11 protein-coding genes are annotated in these 14346 nt (G+C 68.3%); 1 reads left to right on the top strand and 10 read right to left on the bottom strand.

The window, feature by feature from the left end; all coding sequences use genetic code 11:
• Window positions 1-10: 10 nt before the first annotated feature.
• The 7 genes from DIZ26_RS26790 to DIZ26_RS26760 form a co-directional block, all read right to left on the bottom strand.
• Complete coding sequence (locus tag DIZ26_RS26790) at window positions 11-2782, bottom strand: helix-turn-helix transcriptional regulator (RefSeq protein ID WP_112246387.1); 2772 nt, start codon at window positions 2780-2782, stop codon at window positions 11-13.
• A 289-nt stretch (window positions 2783-3071) separates the two neighbouring features.
• Window positions 3072-4616, bottom strand: coding sequence for an amino acid permease (locus DIZ26_RS26785; RefSeq protein WP_232828617.1), 1545 nt, complete (start codon window positions 4614-4616; stop codon window positions 3072-3074).
• Between the two features lie 111 nt (window positions 4617-4727).
• Window positions 4728-5462 (bottom strand): FadR/GntR family transcriptional regulator, encoded by a 735-nt coding sequence (locus DIZ26_RS26780; RefSeq protein ID WP_112246385.1) that lies wholly within the window; start codon window positions 5460-5462, stop codon window positions 4728-4730.
• A 34-nt stretch (window positions 5463-5496) separates the two neighbouring features.
• The gene (locus tag DIZ26_RS26775) at window positions 5497-6276 is read right to left on the bottom strand and encodes a 3-oxoacyl-ACP reductase (RefSeq protein ID WP_112246383.1); all 780 of its coding nucleotides are present in this window, start codon (window positions 6274-6276) and stop codon (window positions 5497-5499) included.
• Complete coding sequence (locus DIZ26_RS26770; RefSeq protein WP_112246381.1) at window positions 6276-7634, bottom strand: aldehyde dehydrogenase family protein; 1359 nt, start codon at window positions 7632-7634, stop codon at window positions 6276-6278. The genes DIZ26_RS26775 and DIZ26_RS26770 overlap by 1 nt, the downstream gene beginning before the upstream one ends.
• Complete coding sequence (locus DIZ26_RS26765; protein ID WP_112246379.1) at window positions 7631-8359, bottom strand: gamma-glutamyl-gamma-aminobutyrate hydrolase family protein; 729 nt, start codon at window positions 8357-8359, stop codon at window positions 7631-7633. Before DIZ26_RS26765 ends, DIZ26_RS26770 begins: the two co-directional genes overlap by 4 nt.
• A 178-nt stretch (window positions 8360-8537) precedes the next feature.
• Window positions 8538-9902 carry a glutamine synthetase family protein gene (locus DIZ26_RS26760; RefSeq protein ID WP_112246377.1) on the bottom strand — a complete coding sequence of 455 codons (1365 nt, stop codon included), beginning with the start codon at window positions 9900-9902 and terminating at the stop codon, window positions 8538-8540.
• Between the two features lie 386 nt (window positions 9903-10288).
• Here DIZ26_RS26760 and DIZ26_RS26755 point away from each other — a divergent pair, with 386 nt between their 5' ends.
• Window positions 10289-11440, top strand: a complete 1152-nt coding sequence (locus DIZ26_RS26755; RefSeq protein WP_112246376.1) for a D-alanyl-D-alanine carboxypeptidase family protein — start codon at window positions 10289-10291, stop codon at window positions 11438-11440.
• A gap of 124 nt (window positions 11441-11564) precedes the next feature.
• On the opposite strand, the gene DIZ26_RS26750 is transcribed toward DIZ26_RS26755, so the two are convergent.
• From DIZ26_RS26750 to trpS, 3 genes are read right to left on the bottom strand one after another with little or no spacing between them, the layout of a single operon-like run.
• Entirely contained in the window at window positions 11565-12680 is a 1116-nt protein-coding gene (locus DIZ26_RS26750) for a YihY/virulence factor BrkB family protein (protein WP_112246374.1), read from the bottom strand.
• A 28-nt stretch (window positions 12681-12708) separates the two neighbouring features.
• Complete coding sequence (locus DIZ26_RS26745; RefSeq protein ID WP_112246372.1) at window positions 12709-13221, bottom strand: 2'-5' RNA ligase family protein; 513 nt, start codon at window positions 13219-13221, stop codon at window positions 12709-12711.
• Window positions 13222-13228: 7 nt separating this feature from the next.
• Window positions 13229-14302, bottom strand: coding sequence for a tryptophan--tRNA ligase (gene trpS / locus DIZ26_RS26740; RefSeq protein ID WP_112246370.1), 1074 nt, complete (start codon window positions 14300-14302; stop codon window positions 13229-13231).
• Between the last annotated feature and the right edge of the window lie 44 nt (window positions 14303-14346).

Raw genomic sequence — 14346 nt, 5'->3', positions numbered from 1 at the left:
TGGAGTGACCTCAGCGGGGGGCTAGGTCGGGGCCGTTGCGGTCTACTGTGCGGAGGAGTTGGGTGCGGTTGGCTACGCCGAAGCGGCGGTAGAGGCGGGTCAGTTGGGATTCGACGGCCTTGACACTGAGGTAGAGGGCGGCGGCGATCTCGCGGTTGGTGGAGCCGTCCCGGACCATGGCGACGATCTGTTGTTCGTTGTCGGTGAGTTCGGAGGGCTGGCGGCTGCGGCTCGGGACGTCGAGGCGGGCGAGCTCGGTTTCGGCGACCTCGCGCCACGCGGGCGCGCCGTACGTCTCGAACTGCTCGATCGCGTCGAGGAAGGCGGTTCGGGCGACTGAGCGGCGGCGGGCCTGGCGGGCTACCCGGCCGCGGGTCAGTTCGCAGCGGGCGATGTCGAGCGGGTAGACGCGGTCGCCGGCCGTGACGACGGTCTTCTCCAGTAGGTCGAGCGCTGCCGCCGGGTCGCCCTGCTTGGCGATCAGCAACGCTTCCGAACGGGCCAGGCCGATCAGGACCACGCCGCGGTCCAGGGTCTCCGCGCGCTGGCGGATCTCGGCGATCAGCCGGGCCGCGTCGTCCAGACGCCCAGCAGCGACGAGCGCCTCGGCATAGTCGGCGTGCCACGGGATCACGGCGGGGTCGTACGGCATCGCTCCTTCGCCACAGTCGGCGATCGCGTCGAAGGCCTCGACCGCCCGTTGCGGGTCACCAGCCAGTACGCCGACCTGCCCCATCCCCGCGAGCGCCGGGCCGATCCATTCGTCGTTGCCGACCACGCGGACACCTTCGAGCGCTGCCTCGGCCAGCTCGCGCGCCATGGTCGCCGTACCGCCGGCCCATTCGGCGCGGCAGGCGATGACCAGGCCGACCTCGGGCTCGTCGCCGATGTCCTGCATCAACTGGTAGCACTCGTGGCCCGCGGCCAGTGCCTGTGCACCGTGGCCGCTGCGTTCGTAGATCGCGGTGGCGGAGATCAGCGCCGAGGCGAGCCAGCGGACAGCACCACCCGCCCGTACCTCGTCCAGGAGCGCGGTGATTGCCGTGATCGCCTCTTGGTTGTGGCCGCGGAACAGTTCCCGCATAGCGGCCATCTGCCGCGCACCCAGCACTGTCTTCGTCAACGGCAGGCCAACCGACAGCTCCGCGGCCTGCTCCAGCAATTCGTCCGAGGTCGTCTCGCCACCCGCGGCGATCTGCACGGAACTAGCGGCGCTCAAAGCGTCCACGACCGCCTCGGTGTCACCACAAGCGCGAGCAAGCTGCTCTGCCACCTGGGCGTCCTCCCGCGCCTCGTCGAACCGCCGGTCGAAGTACGCACTCGTACTGCGGGCAATCCGCACCCGTGCTTCGAGTCGGTCGTCACCAGCCGCCGCCTCGAACGCCTGCGCGAGCAACTCGATCCGCTGCTCCCGCTCCGGCCACGCCGCGTCCACCAAGAGCAGCAGCGCGGTCACCTTGGTCTCCGGCCGGCTGGCAGCCTGTACTGCGAGTCGCGCCATCTCCGCCGATTCCACCAGGTGCCCGGCAGCGGCGGCATCGTCCGCAGCGCGCGTGAGTCGCCGGGCCCGCTCGTCCTGAAGAATCGGCGGCGTACGTTCAGCAGCCAGTCGCCACAGCGTCGCAGCCGCTCCAAGGGCACCACGCGCGCCCGCGACTGCTGCTGCCGCTTCTATGGTGCTGGCGAGGTCCGCGTCGGCCTCCTGCGTCGCCAGAGCCCTATGGGTCGCGTTCTCCACCGGCTCGTCGACCACCGCGGCCAGCCGGGCGTGGGCCTGGCGTCGCGCGGCGGACGTCGCCTCGGCGTACACGAACTCGCGCAGCAATGGGTGGGCGAAGCGCAGCCGCTGCTCGGAGACGTCGATCAGGCCCAGGTCCTCCGCTTCGGCGAGCTCGACGTCGACAGAGCGGCACAGCGACTGGCTGAGCTGAGTCGTGGTGGGTCGTGGCGAGGATGCGGCGTGCAGCAGTACTTCGTGGGTCGCGGGGCTGAGGTCCGCGAGCCGGTCACCAAGGAGGATCTTGAGGCGGCTCGACACCGGCAGCGGGTCGTTCGGCGAGACGCCCTGCGGGTGACGCAGTACTGCGCGGCCCAGCTCCAGGGCCATGAAAGGGTTGCCGTCGCTGGCGGTGAAGATGCGGCGAGCGGTTCGGACCGGGAGCGGGCTGGACAGGCGCTGGCGAAGGAGCGACAGGACGTCGGCCTCGACCAGCGGCGGCACCTCCAGCTGCAGCACGGGCTCGGGGCAGGCCTCGGCCATCGTCGGCAGGTCGCCGTCGGCCACCTGCTCCGTCGCGAGCATGTGCACGCCTTCGGTCAGCCGGCGCGCGCAGAAGGTCAGCACCTCGAGGCTGGACGGGTCGACCCACTGGATGTCGTCCACGACGAGCAGGACCGGCCCTGAGGCCGCCAGACGCCGTAGTACGTGCAGAACGGCCAGCCGGACGGCCAGCTCGTCCCGGACGGTGTCGGGAGCGCTGGCCTTGAGCAAGGCCACCTCCAGCGGCTGCCGGAGGTGGTCGGGCAGCACCTGCCAGGCGAGCTCGAGCTGGTTGGACAGGAGATCGAGGAGAGTGACATACGGCAGGGCAGCTTCGCTCTGCGACGGGGCGGCGCTGAGGATGCGGCAGCCGGCCCTGGTGCGCTCGGCGACCAACGCACGGCCTACTGCGGACTTCCCGATCCCGGTAGGCCCGTAGAGCAGCACGGAGCCACTGGTCTCGAGCTGCTTCTTGGCACGCTCGACCAGTCCGGCGCGCCCGACCAGCTCGTCGTCAGTCATCGATCAACATTCTCCCCGAAGGATTACATTCGCCGACATCACAGTCGAGTGCCAGTGGACACGGCGAGTGTCACATATAGAGACGCATCGGCCATCACCTCGTTACCTTTCTGTTCTGCGCGCCGCAGTTCACAGATGCGCGCCCGCTCGGCGTGTCGCCCGATTTCACACCAAAAAACCGCCCGGAGCCGCGCCGACGAGGGCGGCGGCCCGGGCGGGTCGCGAGGTTTGCGGCCGACCGACCGGCGCTGGCCGATCAGTGCCAGTCGAGCGGCCCGGCCTGATCGGGTCAGATCGACTCGAGGTCGCGTTCGATCGCGGCGAGTTCCTCCTCGGAGCCCTGGACCTTGGGGCCGGTGAACCACTTCCGGGCCGACGCGAGCCACCAGATGCCGGCGAAGCCGAGCACCACCAGCACGGCGATCGGGGTGTAGTTGAAGGTGCTCGCGCTGACCGGGCTGACCTGCGGCAGCATGAACAGGATCGTGATGAAGACGACCCAGACGATCGCGATCACGCCGATCGGCTTGCTCCACCGGCCGAGGTGCCACGGACCCCGCACGAAGCGGTCGCCCTGGAGCAGGCGCAGCAGGGTCGGGATCACATAGGCGATGTAGAGCCCGATCACCGCGATCGAGGTGACAGCGGCGTACGCCGTGGCGTTCCACAGGTACGGCAGGCCGAGCAGGAACGCGCCGACCGCGGCGAGCCAGATCGCATTGGTTGGCGTCCGGGTCTTCGGGTTGATCTTGTGCCAGAAGGACGAGGCCGGCAGCGCGCCGTCGCGGGAGAACGCGTAGATCATCCGCGAGTTCGCCGTCACCGACGACATCCCGCAGAACAACTGCGCGCCGACCACGACCAGCAGCAGGATCTTGCCCAGCGACGAGCCGACCGCGTCGATGAAGATCTGCGCGGGCGGTACGGCGGTGTCGCTGTTGAGCGCCCCGTCGTAGCTCTGGATCGCGAAGGTGAGCCCGATCAACAGCACCCAGCCCGCCACCAGCGAGACGATGATCGACATCACGATGCCGCGCGGGCCGGACCGGGCCGCGTCGTGCGTCTCCTCCGTCATGTGCGCGGACGCGTCGTACCCGGTGAAGGTGTACTGCGCTAGCAGCAACCCGAGCATCGCGACGTAGAAGGTGGAACCCCAGCCGGTGTTGTTCACGAAGTGCCCGAACACGAACCCGGCCGACTGGTGATGGTCGGGCACGAACGCGAGCACGACGACGATGAACGCCACGCCGACGATGTGCCACCAGACGCTGACATCGTTGAGCTTGGCAACGAGTTTCACACCGACCGAGTTCAGCAGCGCGTGCACCAGCAGGATCAGGCCGAACAGCAGGATGGTGTGTCCCGGCGTTGCGGAGAAGCCGAACTGCAGGTCCAGCAACGCGTTCAGGAAGAAGGCCGCGCCGAAGTCGATCCCGGCCGTCACCGCCACCTGGCCGAGGAAGTTGAACCAGCCGGTGAACCAGGACCAGGCCGCCCCGTTCGACGGCGCGAGCTTGGCTGACCAGTAGTACAGGCCGCCCGCGGTCGGGAAGCTGGAGCAGACCTCGGCCATCGCGAGGCCGACCAGCAAGGTCATGATGCCGACGATCGGCCAGCCCCAGACGATCATCACCGGCCCCCCGGTGTTCAGGCCGAAGCCGTACAGGGTCAGGCAGCCGGACAGGATCGAGATGATGGTGAAGGAGACGGCGAAGTTCGAGAAACCGGACATCGTCCGGGACAACTCCTGCGCGTACCCCAGCTGGTGCAGGCGTTTCTCGTCCTCACTCAGCGCGGTACTGCCCGTGCTCACTTCGGTCTTGTCGTTGCTCACGAGGGCCTCCTCGGTACTACTACTGGCGGAGTGGCGGCGCAATCGAACCAATGGTCTTCAGGCAGACCTTTAGGCCCCATTGAGACACCTGACCCAGACCGTGTCAAGCAATCAGGTCAAGAAGCCGCGCAGGAGGGCCGCTGTGCCGGAGAGGTGTTCCTGCATGGTCTGGCGGGCCGCGTCGGGGTCGCCGGCCAGGATTGCCTCGACGATCGCCTCGTGTTGGTGGTTGGAATGGTCCAGGTTGACTGCCAGCAAGGGGATTGCGTCGAGGAGTTCGTTGAGGCGCATTCGTACGTCGGCGGTGGCCGACGTCAGCGACGGGGAGCCGCTGACCTCCGCGATCGCCAGGTGGAGCCGCGAATCCATCCGGCGGTAGTCGGCCAGTGATGCCGAGGAGGTCTCGGCGAGGCAGTGCCGAAGGTGGTCGGCCTCGGCTTCGGTGAGTTCGCGGGACGCGGCTGCTTCGGCGGCTCCGGTTTCGAGGGCTGACCGCAGTACGAGGGCGTCGTCCACGCCGGCACCCAGTTCGCGGGTGAGCTGTTTCGCCGAGACGCGGCGCGGCTTGGGGAGCACCGAGTTGACGAAGGTTCCGCCGTACCGGCCGCGGCGGGACTCGACGTAGCCGGCTTCGGTGAGTGCGCGGATCGCTTCGCGGAGGGTGACCCGGCTGACGTTCAGCCGGGCGGCCAGGTCGCGTTCGGACGGCAGCCGCTCGCCGGGCGCGACGACGCCCAGCTTGATTGCCTGCAGCAATCGTTCGACGGTCTCCTCGAACGGGTTGCCGGCCCGCACCGGGCGGAACAACGCCTCGTCTGCCCGGTTGCCCGGTTCCGCGACCGTCACAGCTCACCTTCTCCCCGTTGAAAACCCCAATAGCTTAGAGCGGAGTCACATAAGCGCCCGAGATGCCTCCGTCGACCAGGAAGGTGTTGGCGGTGATGAAGGACGAGTCGTCGCTGGCCAGGAACGCGACCGCGGCGGCGATCTCTTCCGGCTCGCCGAAGCGGCCCATCGGGACGTGCACGAGCCGGCGGTTGGCGCGCTCCTCGTCCTTGGCGAACAGCTCCTTCAGCAGCGGGGTGTTCACCGGACCCGGGCAGAGGGCGTTGACGCGAATGCCCTCGCGGGCGAACTCGACGCCGAGTTCACGGCTCATCGCGAGGACGCCGCCCTTCGACGCGGAGTACGAGATCTGTGACGTCGCCGCGCCCATCACCGCCACGAACGAAGCCGTGTTGATGATCGAGCCCTTGCCCTGGCGCTGCATGTAGGGGATGACGTGCTTGCAGCACAGGTACACCGAGGTGAGGTTGACCTCCTGCACCTTGCGCCACGCGTCCAGCCCGGTCTCCAGGATCGAGCCGTCCTCGGGTGGGGAGATGCCCGCGTTGTTGAACGCGATGTCGACGCTGCCGAACGTGTCGAACGTCTGCTTGAACAGGTTCTCCACCTCGGCGTCGCTGGTGACGTCCGCCGACACGAACAGGCCGCCGACCTCGTCCGCGGCGGCCTTGCCCGCGGCCGGGTCGAGGTCGCCGACGACGACCTTGGCGCCCTCGGCCGCGAGCCGCCGTACGCTGGCCAGGCCGATCCCGCTCGCGCCGCCGGTCACCACCGCCACGCGGCCTTCCAAGCGGCTCGCCTTTACGTCACTCATCAGTCCTCCGTGGAGATGAAGATGTTCTTGGTCTCGGTGAACGCGTCCAGCGCGTCCGGTCCGAGCTCACGGCCGAGCCCGGACTGTTTGTAGCCGCCGAACGGCGTCGAGTACCGCACCGACGAGTGCGAGTTGATCGACAGGTTGCCCGCCTCGACGCCACGACCGACCCGCAGCGCCCGCCCGACGTCCCTGGTCCAGATCGACCCCGACAGCCCGAACTGCGAATCGTTGGCGATCCGGATCGCGTCGGCCTCGTCCTCGAACGGGATCACGGCCACCACCGGGCCGAAGATCTCCTCCTGCGCAACGCGATCACCGGGTGCTGCCGTCAGCACCGTGGGCGGGAACCAATAACCGGGACCGCTCGGCGCGCTGCCCCGGAAGGCGACGGCCGCGTCGTCCGGCACATAGCTCGAAACCCGTTCCAGTTGCTTCGCCGAGATCAGCGGTCCCATCTCCGTCGCCGGGTCACCGGGATCGCCGACCTTGACGCCCTGCACGGCCGGCTCGAGCAACTCCATGAACTTGTCGTACGCCGTGCGCTCTACCAGGATTCGCGACCGCGCACAGCAGTCCTGGCCGGCGTTGTCGAAGACGCCGTACGGGGCCTGCGCGGCCGCCTTCGCCAGGTCAGAATCGGCGAAGACGATGTTCGCGGACTTGCCGCCGAGTTCCAGGGTCACGCGTTTCACCTGGTCCGCGCAGCCGGCCATGATCTGCTTGCCGACTCCGGTCGACCCCGTGAAGACGACCTTACGTACGGCGGGATGCGTGACGAACCGCTGCCCCACGACGGTCCCCGCGCCCGGCACGATCTCCAGCACACCAGGCGGAATCCCTGCCTCCAAGGCGAGTTCACCCAGCCGGATGGCGGTCAGCGGCGTCAGCTCGGCCGGCTTCAGTACTACGGTGTTGCCCGCCGCCAGCGCCGGGGCGAATCCCCAGCCGGCGATCGGCATCGGGAAGTTCCACGGCACGATGATGCCGACCACGCCGAGCGGTTCGGCGAAGGTGAGATCGATGCCTCCGGCAACGGGAATCTGCTTGCCGAACAGGCGTTCCGGCGCCGCCGAATAGTAGTTGAGGACATCGCGCACGTTGCCCGCTTCCCAGCGGGCGTTGGAGATCGTGTGGCCGGCGTTCTCGACCTCCAGGGCCGCCAGGATTTCCAGGTCGGCGTCGACCGCATCGGCGAACCGTCTGAGCAGTCTGCCCCGGTCGGCGGGCGACACGGCCCGCCACCCGGCGTACGCCGCGGCGGCTCTCTCGATCGCGGCATCGGCCTGCTCCAGCGAGGCGAGCTCGATCGTCCGGACCACTTTTTCCGTGGCGGGGTTGATCACGTCGTACGTCACCGGGACGCGCTCCTTTTCTTGCCTTCAGCAACCAAAGCGGTGAACAGGCGGAGATCCTCGGGGTTCTCCTCGGGATGCCATTGGACCCCGATGGCGAAGTCGCGGCCTTCGACCTCGGCCGCCTCGACCGTTCCGTCGCCTGCGCGGGCTGTGATCTTGAGGGCGGGGGCGACGATGTCGAGGGCCTGATGGTGGTAGCAGTGCACCGTGGTCCGCTCGCCGAACAGCCGGCCGGTCAGCGAATCCGGCTCGACCTTGACCTCGGTCTGGCCGAAGACGGCGGGCGATGGGCGGTGCTCGTCGTGGGCGACCACGTCCGGCAGATGCTGCTGGAGGGTTCCACCGAGGGTGACGTTGAGCATCTGGAGGCCACGGCAGATCGCGAGCAGCGGCACGTCGAGGTCGAGTGCCGCCTTGATCAGGGTCGCCTCGTGCTCGTCGCGGCCCGGGCGGGTGTCGAGCGTCTCGGGGTGCGGCTGCGCGGCGTACGAGCCCGGATCCACGTCGCAGCCGCCGGCGATGATCAGGCCGTCGAGGAGTTCGAGGACGGTCGGGTCGGTGCCCACGGGCGGGAGCAGCAGCGGTACGCCGCCGGCCGCGGTGACGGCGTCGAGGTAGACACGGGGAAGCAGGGCCGCTTCGCGTTCCCAGACTCCCCAGACGGTCGGCTCGAGGTAGGTAGTGATGCCGATCCGCGGCCGAACTGTCTCTCCTGACCCCACCATCGCTTTCCTTCCCTCTCCTGACACCCCCTGCGCTTTCCTTCCCTCTCCTGACGCCCCCAGCGCTTTCCTTCCCTCTCCTGACGCCCCCTGCGCTTTCCTTCCCTCTCCTGACACCCCCAGCGCTTTCCTTCCCTCTCCTGACGCCCCCAGCGCTTTTCTTTCCTTTCTTTCCTTTCCTTCAGAGTCGTTCGAAGCCACGGGTCAGCTCCCAGTCGGTGACGGCCGCGTCGAACGCGTCGAGTTCGACTCGCGCGGCGTTCGTGTAGTGGTCCACCATCTCGTCGCCGAACGCCTCCCGCGCGACCTTCGACCCGGCGAACAGGGCGGCCGCTTCGCGCAAGGTGGTCGGGACGTGCGGCTTGTCGGAGTCGTAGGCGTTGCCCTCGAAGCTCGGTTCCAGTTCGAGTTCGTTCTCGATGCCGTGCAGGCCTGCCGCGATGAGGGCCGCGACCGCGAGGTACGGGTTCACGTCGCCGCCGGGGAGACGGTTCTCCACGCGGAGGGACTCGCCGTGGCCGACCACGCGGAGCGCACAGGTGCGGTTGTCGAGACCCCAGGCGACCGCGGTCGGCGCGAAGCTGCCGGGGACGAAGCGCTTGTACGAGTTGATGTTCGGGGCGAGCAGGTAGGTGAGCTCGGGAAGGCAGGCGAGCTGGCCGGCGATGAACTGCTCCATCAGCTGGGAGAACCCGTACTCACGGTCCCCCGCCAGGACGGCCTTCCCGTCGGTGGAGCGGAAGCTCAGGTGGATGTGGCACGAGTTGCCCTCGCGTTCGTCGTACTTCGCCATGAACGTGAGGCTCTTGCCGTGCTTGGCCGCGATCTCCTTCGACCCGGTCTTGTAGATCGAGTGGTTGTCGCAGGTGGCCAGCGCCTCGTCGTACCGGAACGCGATCTCCTGCTGGCCGAGATTGCACTCACCCTTGGCGGACTCGACGTACAGGCCGGCGCCCTCCATCGAGTTGCGGATGTCTCGCAGCAGCGGTTCGATCCGGGAGGTGCCGAGCAGGGAGTAGTCGACGTTGTACTGGTTGGCCGGGTCGAGGCCGCGGTACCGCTTGTCCCAGGCGGCCTCGAACGTGTCGTTGAAGACGATGAACTCGAGCTCGGTGCCGACGTACGCCTTCAGATTCAGCTCGGCGAGGCGGTCGAGCTGCGCCTTGAGGATCTGGCGCGGGGAGGCGGGCATCGGCTTGCCGTCGAGCCACTGCACGTCGCAGAGCACGAGTGCGGTGCCTTCCAGCCACGGGAGCAGGCGGAGGGTGGCGAGGTCGGGGGCCATCAGCAGGTCGCCGTACCCGCGTTCCCAGGAGGACATCTCGTAGCCGTCGACCGTGTTCATGTCGACATCGACCGCGAGCAGGTAGTTACAGCCCTCGGTCCCGTGCCGGAGCACTTCCTCCATGAAGTACCGCGCCCCACACCGCTTCCCCTGCAACCGCCCCTGCATATCGGTGATCGCCACCAGCACCGTATCGATGCGCCCCTGCTCCACCAGGTCCCGAAGCGCCTGCACACTCAACTTCCCACGATCAGCAGCCACTATCGCTCCCGGTACATTCTATTGGTCTACGGCCAGTCCATTAACCCCCATCGTAGGCGTCAGGTGCACAGCGCTGTCAATCAGTGGGGATTTGATAGGCGCGCTTCGCAGCGGCCGTCGAACCTGCGGGCGGCTGGGAAAGGGCTGGTGGTCGCTTGGCTGGAAACGAATTTGCACATACGGATGGGAAGTTTCCATCTAACGACAGGGGCCTGCTCGACAGAGCTTCCGAGCGGACGAAGCCTCGAGCGTTTGATAACTGAGCTCGCGCCCTCTGGAGGGGTGGATCGAGCGGCCGTCGTAGGAGGCGCGAAGCGGGTCGGCGTACGTGGGGTCGGCGGGGCTGGGTGTGACTGGTGGACTGTTGGGCGTCTAGAGTGCGGCCGATGCGTGTCCTGCTGACGGCCTGCGTGACCACCGCACTGGTGGTCTCGGGTCCGCTGGCTGCGACCGCTGCTGGTCGGGCTGCGCAGAGTCCGGTTGGTGGGGCGCAGCTGACTACGGGGCCGACGGTTGTCGCACAAGGAGCGACGCCGCCGGCGGTGCACGCGTCTGCCTTCTTGATCGCCGACCTGGACACCGGTGCGGTACTGGCCGCCAAGGCACCACATGCGAGGCTGCGACCGGCTAGCACGCTCAAGACGCTCACCGCGCTGGTCCTGCTCCCCCGCCTCAACAAGACCGATCAGGTGGTCGGCACGGACCAGGACGCGGGCATCGAGGGCAGCAAGGTCGGGGTGTACCCGGGCTGTAAGTACACCGTCGACCTGCTCTTCCAGGGCATGTTCCTCGCCTCGGGGAACGACGCAGTGCACGCCCTGGCGACGCACGACCAGGGTGGCGTTCCGGCGACGATCGATCGGATGAACAAGCTCGCCAACCAGATCGGCGCGCTGGACACGCACGTGACGGACCCGACCGGCCTCGACGCGGACGGGCAGCTCTCGTCGGCGTACGACCTGGCTCTGTTCGCGCGGGCGGGGCTCGAGCGGGAGGACTTCGCCCGGTACGCGTCGACGAAGTACACGAACTTCCCGCTGGTCAAGAAGCCGGGCACCTACCAGGTCGCCAACCAGAACCATCTGCTCTTCACCTACGACGGCGCCCTCGGGGTGAAGACGGGCTACACCACGCTGGCCCGCAACACGTTCATCGGTGCGGCCCAGCGCGGCGGTCACCGGATCGTGGTGACGATGATGAACTCGCCGCACGGCATCACCGAGGAGGCTTCGAACCTGCTCGACTGGGCCTTCCAGAACTACACCGCACTGACGCCGGTCGGCACCCTGATCAAGCCGATCACCACCGAGTCGAAAGCCGGCGGCGGCCCGAACGTGTCGAAGAAGTCGTCGACCCGTACGCCGCTGCCGAAGCGCAGCCGGACAGTCCTCGAGCACGGCCAGGCCGTCCAGTCCCTCGCGTTCCGCGTCCCCGTCTGGTTCTACGCGGCCCCGCCGGTCCTCCTGCTGCCGCTCTTCCTCCGCCGCCCCCGCGCCCTCAAAACCCAGGCCCGCCGCCTCAAAGCCCGCCGCCACTAGCCCCAGTACGCCGGTACGCCGCTGCCGCGCCCGTACGCCGCTCCGCCGCCGCGCGACCCGCACGCCGTACGCCCCTACGCCGCCGCGTACGCCGACGCAGGCGCGCCAACCGCGCGGTACGAGCTCAGCGGCGTACTGAGCGCGCCGCTCTGGCCAGCTGCACGGCCAGCGCCGTCGCTGTAGCACCCAGCACGGCACCGGCCGCCACTGCGACCGTGTCGGCCTTCTTCTCCGGGATCGGCACCACCTTGAACTTCTTCCCGGGCGGCCCCGGCAGATACCCGTCGTCCTCGGCCTCGAAGCCATCCGTACGCCGCCACTCCGGCACCGACGATTCGCGCTCGAACGGCATCGCCGCCCGCGCCGCCTCCTCGGCCTCACCCGTGTGCCACCGGTAGTCCAGCGTGGCTTCCTTGGTCCACGCGGCGATCAGCATGATCACCCGGGTCATCAGGTAGATCCACACCAGCAGCGCCAACGGCAAAGCCAACGTCCCATACGCCGCGTTGTTGCCGATCACGTTCTTGACGTACCCGTTGCCGAGCTTCTGCGCCAGGTAGAACAAGATTCCACCGGCGAGCGCGGCGATCATCGCGACCTTGCGCGGCAGGATGATCCGCGGCAGCGCGGTCTGCAGATACAGGAACAGCAGCGCGCCCGCACCGATCCCGACGACGATGCTGATCACGTCGAGACCCCAGTTGGCGAACCAGGTGCCTTCCAGGCCGGTCCAGTCGATGATCTTCTTCGACAGCCCGGTCAGCACCGACGAGGCACCGGTCGCGACCAGGCCGATCAGTCCGAGCCCGATCAGCGCCCCGAGATCCACACCCTTGAGTTTGATCGCGTTCCCGGGCTGGTCGTCGAGTTCGTGCATCGAGCGGATCGAGGCGCGCAGCGAGTCGATCCAGCCCAGGCCGGTGAGCAACAGCGAGACGCCCGAGATCAGCCCGATCGTGCCCGCGTTGTTGATCAGCGAGTCCAGGTCGATCTGGTCGCCGATACCGGGCAGGTTCGTCTTCAGCGCGTCCTTGAGATTGCTGACCGCGGACTTGTTCAACAGCCGGCCGGTGACCGCCGCCGCCAGCACGATCAGCGGGAACATCGACAAGAAGGCGAAGAAGCTGGTCGCGCCCGCCAGCCGGTTGCCGCGCCGGTCGCCGTACCGCTTCCAGGCCCGCCACAGCTGTGTGCGGCTGAAGCGTGCCCAGACCGCCTTGGCTCGTTGCTTGATGCCCATGGTTCTCCCGTACCCCGTGACGAGGGATTCAGCCTGCCAGGGGGAACCCGCGTTGGGGCCGCCACACGCCGTCGGCCCCGTGTTCGTACCGCCCGAACTCGGTGACGTCGAAGGCACAGTCGTACGCCGACAGGGCGTCGTACGCGCGATCCAGGGCGTCCTTCTCCAGGTCGTGGGCCACCGTGACGTGCGGGTGGTACGGGAAGCGCAGGTCGACCGCGAGCGGTCCCGAGCGCACCTGCGACTGGAGCAGCTCGCAGGACGAGATGCCCTCGACCAGCGGGACGAACACCACCGGCGAGATCGGCCGGAAGGTCGCCGTACCACGGAGCCGGATCCGGAAGCTGGGGAAGCGGGCCGCCACCTCGAGCAGGTGGTCGTCGATCTCGGCCAGGTCCGCGTCGGCCACCTCGGTCGGCGGCAGCAGGGTCACGTGGGTCGGGATCGACGAGGCCATCGGATCGCCGAACTCGGCCCGGTACTTCTGCAGTTCGGTGCCGTAGGGTTCCACGATCGGGATCGCGACCCCGATTGTCGCCATCCGGCGCCTACCGGCCCGACCGGGAGGCGCCACCGGCGAACGGGACGAAACCGAGCCGGTCGTAGACCCGCTCCAGGGTCGGCTCCGTCACCGCGCGGGCGCGCTCGGCGCCGGCGGTCAGGATCGCGTCGAGCTGAGCCGGGTCGTCGAGGAACGCCAGCGTCTTCTCCCGGAACGGGGTGACGAACTCGACCACCACCTCGGCCAGGTCCTTCTTGAAGTCGCCGTAGCCGCGGCCGGCGTACTCGTCCTCGAGCTCGCTGATCTTGCGACCGCTGAGCGCGGAGTAGATGGTCAGCAGGTTCGCCACGCCGGCCTTGTTCTCCGGGTCGAACACGACGTCGCGGCCGGAGTCGGTGACGGCGCTGCGGATCTTCTTCGCGCTGACCTTCGGGTCGTCCAGCAGGTCGATGATGCCGGCCGGCGAGGACGACGACTTGCTCATCTTCGAGGTCGGGTCCTGCAGGTCGGAGATCTTCGCCGTCTCCTTGACGATGTACGGCTCGGGGATCCGGAAGGTCTTGCCGAAGCGGTGGTTGAACCGCTGCGCCAGGTCCCGGGTCAGCTCCAGGTGCTGGCGCTGGTCCTCCCCGACCGGGACGCGGTCGGCCTGGTAGACCAGGATGTCCGCGGCCTGCAGGATCGGGTACGTGAACAGGCCGACCGTGGCCCGGTCGGCGCCGCCCTTGGCGGACTTGTCCTTGAACTGCGTCATCCGGCTCGCCTCGCCGAAACCGGTGATGCAGCCCAGCACCCAGCTCAGCTGCGAGTGCTCGGGCACCTGCGACTGGACGAACAGCGTGGACCGCTCGGGATCGATCCCGGCCGCCAGCAACTGGGCGACGGACCGGCGGGTGCGCGCTCGCAGCACCTTCGGGTCGTACTCGACGGTGATCGCGTGCAGGTCGACCACGCAGTAGAACGCGTCGTGGTCGTCCTGCAGCGCCACCCACTGGCGGACCGCGCCGAGGTAGTTGCCGAAATGGAAGGAATCGGCGGTCGGCTGGATTCCGGACAGAACGCGCGGGCGGCGAACCGGCGCTTCCGTCGCAGGGGTGTCGTCGGGGACGGCTGCTGACATACCCCCGATTCTGCCAGCGCCCCGGGTCCGCTCCACACCGGGGC

The sequence above is a fragment of the Kribbella monticola genome, assembly GCF_003261635.1.
Lineage (GTDB): Bacteria > Actinomycetota > Actinomycetes > Propionibacteriales > Kribbellaceae > Kribbella > Kribbella monticola.
This window is presented reverse-complemented; position numbering and strand designations above follow the sequence as displayed.

Bases quoted from the DNA above. Each gene is read 5' to 3' on its own strand.
- DIZ26_RS26790 (WP_112246387.1), bottom strand. From the start codon at position 2,782: ATGACTGACGACGAGCTGGTCGGGCGCGCCGGACTGGTCGAGCGTGCC.
- DIZ26_RS26775 (WP_112246383.1), bottom strand. From the start codon at position 6,276: ATGAGTGACGTAAAGGCGAGCCGCTTGGAAGGCCGCGTGGCGGTGGTG.
- DIZ26_RS26745 (WP_112246372.1), bottom strand. From the start codon at position 13,221: ATGGCGACAATCGGGGTCGCGATCCCGATCGTGGAACCCTACGGCACC.
- DIZ26_RS26755 (WP_112246376.1), top strand. From the start codon at position 10,289: ATGCGTGTCCTGCTGACGGCCTGCGTGACCACCGCACTGGTGGTCTCG.
- trpS (WP_112246370.1), bottom strand. From the start codon at position 14,302: ATGTCAGCAGCCGTCCCCGACGACACCCCTGCGACGGAAGCGCCGGTT.
- DIZ26_RS26750 (WP_112246374.1), bottom strand. From the start codon at position 12,680: ATGGGCATCAAGCAACGAGCCAAGGCGGTCTGGGCACGCTTCAGCCGC.
- DIZ26_RS26765 (WP_112246379.1), bottom strand. From the start codon at position 8,359: ATGGTGGGGTCAGGAGAGACAGTTCGGCCGCGGATCGGCATCACTACC.